This window comes from Kitasatospora sp. MBT66 (genome assembly GCF_000710405.2).
Taxonomy (GTDB): domain Bacteria; phylum Actinomycetota; class Actinomycetes; order Streptomycetales; family Streptomycetaceae; genus Kitasatospora; species Kitasatospora purpeofusca.
Genome location: NZ_JAIY01000010.1, coordinates 807,584 through 814,171 on the forward strand (window position 1 = coordinate 807,584; position 6,588 = coordinate 814,171).

At 74.7% G+C, this 6,588-nt stretch carries 6 protein-coding genes; 1 reads left to right on the top strand and 5 read right to left on the bottom strand.

Annotated elements, in window-relative coordinates; genetic code table 11:
- Positions 1 to 37: 37 nt before the first annotated feature.
- The 5 genes from BI06_RS28295 to BI06_RS28315 all read right to left on the bottom strand — a co-directional run bounded on the left by BI06_RS28295 (position 38) and on the right by BI06_RS28315 (position 4,439).
- A complete protein-coding gene (locus BI06_RS28295; protein ID WP_051742013.1) occupies positions 38 to 802 on the bottom strand; it encodes an endonuclease/exonuclease/phosphatase family protein in 765 nt (254 codons plus the stop codon).
- A 164-nt stretch (positions 803 to 966) separates the two neighbouring features.
- Complete coding sequence (locus BI06_RS28300; RefSeq protein ID WP_030391489.1) at positions 967 to 1,911, bottom strand: ROK family glucokinase; 945 nt, start codon at positions 1,909 to 1,911, stop codon at positions 967 to 969.
- 192 nt (positions 1,912 to 2,103) lie between these two features.
- Positions 2,104 to 2,463 (bottom strand): DUF5304 family protein, encoded by a 360-nt coding sequence (locus BI06_RS28305; RefSeq protein ID WP_051742016.1) that lies wholly within the window; start codon positions 2,461 to 2,463, stop codon positions 2,104 to 2,106.
- Between the two features lie 312 nt (positions 2,464 to 2,775).
- Positions 2,776 to 3,948 (bottom strand): ArsA family ATPase, encoded by a 1,173-nt coding sequence (locus BI06_RS28310; protein WP_043472399.1) that lies wholly within the window; start codon positions 3,946 to 3,948, stop codon positions 2,776 to 2,778.
- Positions 3,949 to 3,983: 35 nt separating this feature from the next.
- Positions 3,984 to 4,439 carry an SRPBCC family protein gene (locus BI06_RS28315; protein ID WP_030391492.1) on the bottom strand — a complete coding sequence of 152 codons (456 nt, stop codon included), beginning with the start codon at positions 4,437 to 4,439 and terminating at the stop codon, positions 3,984 to 3,986.
- Between the two features lie 337 nt (positions 4,440 to 4,776).
- On the opposite strand from BI06_RS28315, the gene BI06_RS28320 reads away from it, so the two are divergent.
- Positions 4,777 to 6,570, top strand: a complete 1,794-nt coding sequence (locus tag BI06_RS28320; RefSeq protein ID WP_030391493.1) for a long-chain fatty acid--CoA ligase — start codon at positions 4,777 to 4,779, stop codon at positions 6,568 to 6,570.
- The last annotated feature ends 18 nt before the right edge of the window (positions 6,571 to 6,588 follow it).

The window sequence follows — 6,588 nt, forward strand, 5'->3', positions numbered from 1 at the left end:
CGGCACCCGAGCGGGTGTGCCGCGCCGCGCGGCCGTGTCACCGGCCGGCGGCGCCCGGTCCCGGTGCGGGCAGCCGGAGCACGGCCAGGACCGGCAGGTGGTCGGTGGCGGCGAGCAGGTCGGCCCCGGTGACGCCGGGCAGTCCGTGCGGGACGCCGCAGGACAGCACCTCGATGTCGGGGGTGGCGAAGACGGCGTCGAGCCGCTGGTAGGGGTTCTCCGGCACGGAGGTCATCTCGCCGCCCCAGGGCGCCACCGTGTAGCCGTCCTGGAGCCGCTCGGCCAGCGACCGCCAGCCGGGCCCGTCCGGGTGCTCGTTGAAGTCCCCGGCGATCACGCCGGGTCCGGCGTACCGCAGCTGTCCGGCGAGCAGTCCGAACTGCCGCAGCCGCTCGTCCGCGTCCAGGCTGAGGTGGCAGCTGGTGACGGTGAACGGCGCCGCGTCGGCCACCTCGACCAGCGCGGTCGCGAAGCCGCGCGCGTGCAGCCCCCTGGTCTTCGGCAGCAGCCGGTCGTGGACGGCCAGCAGCCGGACGCCGGGGCGGCCGAGCAGCAGCGGCCCGGCCGCGGTCCGGCCGCCGCCGCTCAGCACCACGGTGCCGGTCGCCCGGGCGAGCCAGGCGGCCTGCCCCTCGGGGCGCCAGTAGCGCGGCGACTCCTGTACGCAGACGAGGTCCGGCTCGCAGGCCCGGATCACCCGGGCGAGCGCCTGCCGGTCGTCCCGCAGGGAGCGGACGTTATAGCTGAGCAGCCGGATCCTGCCCGGTGCGGGCGGCGGAAGTTCGGCCGGTGCGGCGGTCATGGGCGGTCCTCCCCTGGGCGTCCCGGACGACGCTACCGCCCGGACCGCCGGGGCCGCCGACGGCGCGACACCGCCCGGCGGAGCGACACTTCCCGACGGAGCGGGAACGACGGCGGCCCGGTCCGCGCGGGACCGGGCCGCCGTCGGCGGTGCGGGGGGACGGGTCAGACCGTGCGGGCCAGGTCGGCCGCGCCGGCGATGCCGGCGGCCGAACCGGTCGAGGCGAGCACCACCTCGGCGCGCGGGCGGTGCACCCCGCCGGTCAGGTAGTGCTCGAAGGCCTTGGCGACCGGGTCGAGCAGCAGCCGGCCGGAGTCGGAGACGCCGCCGCCGAGCACGAAGACGGCCGGGTCGAAGAGCGCCGCGAGGTCGGCCATCCCCCGGCCCAGCCAGTCGGCCAGCTCGGCGTAGCACTCCAGGGCGAGCGGGTCGCCCTCCTCGGCGGCCTGGGTGATGTGGATGCCGCGGATGGTCTCGGCGACGCCGTCGTTGAGCTCCAGCATCCGCTTGCCGCGCACGGAGTCCTCGGCGGCGCGCTCCCGGCCGTACCGGCGCAGGGCGCGGCCGGAGCCGTACTGCTCCCAGCAGCCCCGGCCGCCGCAGCCGCAGGGCAGGCCGTCCGGGACCATGTTGAGGTGGCCGATCTCGCCGGCCACGCCGAACCGGCCGCGGTGCAGCCGGCCGTCCAGGACGAGGCCGCCGCCGATGCCGGTGCCGACGGTGATCAGCACCATGTCGCTGTAACCGGCCGCGGCGCCGAAGCGGTACTCGGCCCAGGCGGCGCAGTTGGCGTCGTTCTCGACCACCGCGGGCAGGCCGGTCAGCTCCTCGACCCGGCCGCGCAGGGGCTCGTCCTCCCAGTCGATGTTGGGGGCGAAGATCACCGTCGAGCGCTCGCGGTCGACGAAGCCGGGGGCTCCGATGCCCGCAGCGGTCACGTCGGGGTACTGCTCCTTGAGTTCGCGCACGGCCTGCGCGATGGCGTCGACCGCCCACTGCGGGTCGGCCGGGGTGGGCACCCTGGTCCGGGCCAGGATCTCGCCGGCCTCGTCGACCACGCCTGCCGCGATCTTGGTCCCGCCGACGTCGACGCCGATGGTCAGAGCCATGTGTCCCTCAGCTATTCACTCGTTCCCGCTGGACGGAACGGTACCGCCCAACCAAGCCCCCGTACACACCGTCGCATACATTAACCGAAGACAATCCGCTCCCAACCCGCCCGAGCCCCTTCAAAAGTCGTACATTTTCACCGGTGGCATCACAGGGTGAAGCCACGACGTGACCCGGAGGGGATCAGGGGTTCACTGCTTGGCGGACGGTCCCTCAGCTGCGTCGTCGAGGTCCACCCGTTCGGTGCGGGTCGGCTCCCCGGCGGTCCAGCGGTGCTCGTGGCCCGCCACGGCGGCCCGGTAGGCGGCCAGCAGCTCGGCCCCGGCGGCGGCCAGGCCGGTACCGGCGGCGGCGAGGTGGTCGTACACCTCGGGCTGCTTCTCGCGCAGCCGGTCGGCCAGCCCGGCCAGCGAGAGCAGGGTCTCGGCGCTCGCCTCCTGGGCCTTCTCGCCGACGACGGAGGCGAACCGGCGCACCTCGTCCACCAGCGGGCCCAGTTCCGGCCCGAACGGGTGCTCGGCGGTGGGCTCGTTCCGGTCGGTGGTGGTCATCGCGCGCGCCTCCTCAACAACGGTGCCCGCGCCCGCGGCCACCCGCCCCGACGCTACCGGACCCCGTTGGGCCCCCTGCACGGAAGGCGAGCGGGCGACCCCCGCCCGAGGCCCACGAAGGAGGGCGAGCGGGCGACCCCCGCCCCGAGCCGAAGAGGCGCGCCGGTGCCGAAAGGGTGGGGGCACCTCCCGGCCGAAGGCTGGGGGAGCGAGGGAGCGACGATGGGGGTACCCCCGGCCGGAGGCTGGGGGAGAGCGAGGGAGCAACGACCGTCGGCGCCGGACAGAAGCGCCCCGGAGGCGAGCGGGCGACTATCGGGGCCAGAGAGCCGGGTCCGGGGCGAAGCGGATCGCCAGCACCCCGTCCTGCAGCCCCGCGCCGGCGACCGTGCACCGCCGCAGCGCCGACGGCAGGGCCAGCACCCGGCGGTGCGCGCCCAGGCCGACCACCAGCTCGTCCCCGCGCCGGACCAGGTCCAGGTCCTCCCGCGCGGCACCCGGCAGTTCCAGGCGCCAGACCAGCAGGCCGTCCGCGGCCCGCCGGTCCTCGACCGTCCACGGCCCGGCGGCCCGCGCCTCCGGGCCGGGCCCGGTGCCGTAGAGGCGGTCGGCGACGGCCTCCAGGGTGGCCTCGGCGGGCCCGGTGGTGAGCAGCGGGATGCCGTCCAGGGTGGCGGCGAGCGCGGTCAGCTCGTCCCGGCGGCGCCCGGCGAGGGCGGCCAGCCACGGGTCGGGCGAGTCGGTGGCGGCGTCGGGCAGCACCCCGTGCACCACCACGGCGTCCGGGCGGTGGCCGTGCAGGGCGAGGCCGGCCCGGATCCGCCGCAGTTCGGCGAAGGGGTGGGTGTCGGCGGCGGTGACCAGGCGGACGCTGGTTCCGGGCGCGGTGATCGCGGCGCGGGCCTCGGCGAGCGCGCCGGCGGCCTTGGCGCGCGTCTCGTACAGCCAGTCGGCGGGCATCGGGACCCCGGCGAGGCCGGCCAGCAGGGGCCGCAGGGCCCGGGCGGCCTGGCGCTGCTCGGGGACGAGCCGGGCCAGGTAGCGCTCCAGCTGCTCGGGCAGGGCGAGGGTGGCGATGAGGTCGGCGGGCGGCGGGGCGAGCACCACCAGGACCTCGGCCTCTACCGCGGGCAGCGCCCGGAGCAGGGCGAGCCGGGCGGTGCCGGGGAGCGCGGTGAGCTCCTCGGGGTCGAGCGGGTCGGCGCCGAGCAGGTCGAGGGCGGGCTTGAGCCGACCGCCGATCTCGTCGAGCGCGTGCCGGAAGGCGGCCTGCTCGTCGGTCCTGGCGACGGCCAGGCCGGGCGCGTACCCGGCCGGCTCGGCCTCCAGCCGGACGCCGAGCACGGCGTCCAGGGTGCGGTGCGGGTCGTCGGCCGCGAGGAGCAGGGTGCGCCGGCCCTGCCGGGCGGCGTGCAGGGCGGTGGCGGCGGCCACCTCGGGCGCCGCCGGGTCGCCGCTGACCAGGATGGTGCGTGTCGCCGTCATGCCGTACCGCCCCTGTTCCTCCGCGCCGCCGGGTCTCAGAGCGCCGTGCCGGCGGCGGTGTCCTCGACCCGCTTCTTCAGGCCGGCCAGGGCCCGGTCGATGATGACCTTCTCGGCCTTGCGCTTGATCATGCCCAGCATCGGGATCTTGACGTCCACCGCGAGCTGGTAGGTGACCTCGGTGCGGTCGGCGCCGAGCGGGGCCAGGGTGTAGGAGCCGTCGAGCGAGCGGAGCATCTGGCTGCGCACCAGGGTCCAGGCGCACTCGCGGTCGCCGTCCCAGGTGTAGGCGAGGACGTGCTCGTCGCGGATCGCGCCGGCGTCGAGGACCAGCCGGACCTGGGCGGCGCGGCCGTCCTCCGCCGTCTCCAGGACCTCGATCTCCTTGACCTCGCCGGTCCAGGCCGGGTAGGCGGCGAAGTCGGCGATCACGGCCATGACCGTCGCCGGGGTCGCGTCGATGGTGATGCTCGACCTGGTGTGCTCCGCCATGGAATGGCCCTCCGCGTCGTCCCGTGCTGGTCCGGCCGAGCCTGCTCGGCCGGGTGCGCCCGGAGCAGGCTATCGCGCCCCGCGATCAGGGCGGTCCCTCGGTACGCCCCGGAGCGCCCGGGTGCGCCCCGCCGCAGGGGCGTACGGTCCGTGGCCGACGGCTACCGGCCGGTCACCTCCGGGCTGCCGTAGGGTGCCATTCGAACGACCCGGTCCCGACCTGGTCGGACGGGTCAAGGTGTGACACTTCGAACACCGGAGCCGACCCCCCTGGTCGAAGCTGCCTACCGGGCAGTAACGTCCTGCCGTCCCGCAGCGTCGCGAACGAGGAGCAGTCTTGCTCGACTTCAGCCTTCCGGCCCTCTACCAGGTACCGAGCGGCGGTAACCTCTCCGACCTCGTGCACCAGAACGCCGAGCGGCACCCCGATGTCGCGGTGCTCAGCCGCAAGGTGGACGGCCAGTGGCAGGAGTTGACCGCCGCCCAGTTCCAGGTCGAGGTGCGGGCGGCCGCGAAGGGCCTGATCGCCGCCGGTGTCGAGCCGGGCGACCGGGTGGGCGTCATGTCCCGCACCCGGTACGAGTGGACGCTGCTGGACTTCGCGATCTGGACCGCCGGCGCGATCACGGTGCCGGTGTACGAGACCTCCTCCGCCGAGCAGGTCGAGTGGATCCTCGGTGACTCCGGGGCGGTCGCGGTGTTCACCGAGACCGACACCCACACCGCGGTGGTCGCGGAGGTCCGGGAGCGGCTGCCGGAGCTGCGGCACACCTGGCAGATCGAGGGCCCGGCGCTCGCCGCGCTGGCGGAGTCGGGCCGCGAGGTCACCGACGCCACCGTCGACGAGCGCCGCTCGGTGGCCGACGCCGACGCGATCGCCACCATCGTGTACACCTCGGGCACCACCGGCCGCCCCAAGGGCTGTCAGCTGACCCACGGCAACTTCATGGCCGAGTGCGGCAACGTGGTGGAGCGCCTGGCCCCGCTGTTCCGCACCGGCGAGAGCTCCGTCCTGCTGTTCCTGCCGCTGGCCCACGTGCTCGCCCGGATCGCCGAGATCGCCCCGGCGATGGCCCCGATCAAGCTCGGCCACGTCTCCGACATCCGGGACGTCACCGCCGAACTGGCCGCCTTCCGGCCGACCCTGATCCTGGGTGTGCCCCGGGTCTTCGAGAAGGTGTACAACACCGCCCGGGCCAAGGCGCAGGCGGACGGCAAGGGCAAGATCTTCGACAAGGCCGCCGACACCGCGATCGCCTACAGCCGGGCGCTGGACGCGGGCGGCGCGGGCCTGCTGCTCAAGCTCAAGCACGCCGTCTTCGACAAGCTGGTCTACAGCAAGCTGCGGGCCGCGCTCGGCGGCCGGGCCACCCACGCGATCTCCGGCGGCGCGCCGCTGGGCGAGCGGCTCGGGCACTTCTACCGGGGCATCGGCTTCACCGTGCTGGAGGGCTACGGCCTGACCGAGACCTGCGCGGCCACCGCCTTCAACCCGTGGGACAAGCCGAAGATCGGCACGGTCGGCCAGCCGGTCCCCGGCGCCGCCGTCCGGATCGCCGAGGACGGCGAGGTGTTCTTCAAGGGGCCGCACGTCTTCACCGGCTACTGGAACAACCCGCAGGCCACCGCAGACACCCTGAAGGACGGCTGGATCGCCACCGGGGACATCGGCTCGCTGGACGACGAGGGCTATCTGACCATCACCGGCCGCAAGAAGGAGATCATCGTCACCGCGGGTGGCAAGAACGTCGCCCCGGCCGTGATCGAGGACCGGATCCGGGCGCACGCCCTGGTCGGCGAGGTCATGGTGGTCGGCGACCGCAAGCCCTTCGTGGCCTGTCTGATCACCGTCGACGAGGACTTCTTCCCGAACTGGAAGCAGCTCAACGGCAAGCCCGCCGACGCCACGGTGGCCGACCTGCGCGAGGACCCGGACCTGCTGGCCGCGCTCCAGCAGGCGGTGGACGACGGCAACGCGGCGGTCTCGCAGGCCGAGGCGGTGAAGAAGTTCCGGCTGCTCGACACCGTCTTCTCCGAGGAGAGCGGCCATCTGACGCCCTCGCTCAAGCTCAAGCGCAACGTCGTGCTGAAGGACTACGCGGCCGACGTCGAGGCGATCTACCGCAAGTAGCACCGTGCGCACGCGGCT